At 64.9% G+C, this 1473-nt stretch carries 2 protein-coding genes and 1 pseudogene; 1 reads left to right on the forward strand and 2 read right to left on the reverse strand.

What is annotated here, in order from left to right:
* Both ID132_RS13550 and ID132_RS03960 read right to left on the reverse strand, forming a co-directional pair.
* Positions 1 to 138, reverse strand: a pseudogene (locus ID132_RS13550) (NADP-dependent oxidoreductase); the annotation flags it as partial.
* Positions 139 to 190: 52 nt separating this feature from the next.
* Positions 191 to 580 (reverse strand): DUF1304 domain-containing protein, encoded by a 390-nt coding sequence (locus ID132_RS03960; RefSeq protein ID WP_193127902.1) that lies wholly within the window; start codon positions 578 to 580, stop codon positions 191 to 193.
* Between the two features lie 420 nt (positions 581 to 1000).
* Here ID132_RS03960 and ID132_RS13555 point away from each other — a divergent pair, with 420 nt between their 5' ends.
* A complete protein-coding gene (locus tag ID132_RS13555) occupies positions 1001 to 1261 on the forward strand; it encodes a hypothetical protein (RefSeq protein ID WP_235988283.1) in 261 nt (86 codons plus the stop codon).
* Positions 1262 to 1473 lie beyond the last annotated feature (212 nt).

A 1473-nucleotide genomic window follows, 5' to 3' on the forward strand; every position in this document is an offset into this window, starting at 1 on the left:
GATGAACTCGTTGCGCACCCGAACCTGGCCGGGCTCGAGGTCGGCGTACTCGACCTCGACGTAGCGGAAGTCTTCGTGCGTCGGCCAGCCCTGCGGGCGGGCGACGAGCTGGACCTGGGTGCTGACGGCTGCGGGCATGCGGTTGCTGCTTTCTGTTGGTTCGGTTGGTGGCTTCGGGTGGGTGGACGGGCTAGAGCGCGACGCCGATGGCGAGGGCGATCACGCCGAGCGCCGGGATGACGCCCTGCTTGAGCGCCGCTGCGGCTTTGTCGGGGCTCGTGATGAGCAGCACGACCGAGGCCGCGACCATCGAGCCAGCGCCGGAGAAGACGAGGGTCGCGCCGATGGCGGGCTGGCCGACCGCGTAGAAGATGATGCCGAGGATCACGGCGAGGGCGAGGAAGAGGTTGTAGAAGCCTTGGTTGAAGGCAAGCTCTTTCTGCACGGCGGCCTCTTCTTCAGTGCCGGTGCCGAACGTCTTCCGGGCAAGCGGTCCCGTCCAGGCGATCGACTCGAGATAGAAGATGAAGACGTGCACGAGCGCCGCGATGCCGGCGAGTAGGAGACCTGCGATGACCATGATGAAGCTGCTCCCCCTTGCGTCGAGCGACGCTGTCCATTCTGAACCGACCGGTTTAGAATATACTGAACCGGTCAGTTCACGCAATGGAGGAATTCATGGGCCGCACCCAGACTTTTGACACCACCGAGGTTGTTCGGGCGGCGCGCGCGGTCTTCTGGCAGCACGGCTTCGAGAACGCCTCGCTCGCCGAGCTCGANGCAGGCCACCGGCCTCAATCGCTCGAGTATCTACTACGCGTTTGGCTCGAAGCGCGGGCTGTTCGACGCCGCCGTTGAGAGCTATCTCGACGAGATCATCCGGCCGCGGTTGCAGCCACTGAAGGGCGATGTGGTCGCGGTAGATGCGCTCGAGCAGTATCTTGTAGGGCTTCGCGCCGCACTACTGCAGGTTGGCTCGCTGCCAGCGACGCACGGATGCATGCTGGTCAACACCGCCGGCGCGCCGATCGGCCACGACGAGGCGGTCGCACAGACGATTCGGGCCTACACCGCGGAGCTGCGTGAGGCGATGACCGCGGGCGTGCGGGCCGCGCGGCCCGATGCTTCTTCTTCAACAGTGGAGGCACTCGCCGAGTCATGCACCAGCCACGTCATTACCGCGATGGCGATTGTGCCGATCAGCCCCGAAGATGCGGCCCGGGCGCTGGATGCGGCGCGCGCGTTGATCGCTGCGGAGTAATTCGCGGGGCCCAGCTGCGAACTGGTTGGATCGCAGCCTTGACAGTGGGTCGTCGTCATATTGCAGTAGCACAGGGCCCACCCGGCGCTAGCGCGCGCTGCCCGACAGCCATGCCAATGTCGGATGCTCGTGGTGAACTGAAACCAGTCGCCAAACCGCCACGAAACCCACACGTCCGAAGTCATGTCGGTGGCTCATGCAAGAGTGAACAC

Source organism: Gulosibacter sediminis (genome assembly GCF_014904065.1).
Lineage (GTDB): Bacteria > Actinomycetota > Actinomycetes > Actinomycetales > Microbacteriaceae > Gulosibacter > Gulosibacter sediminis.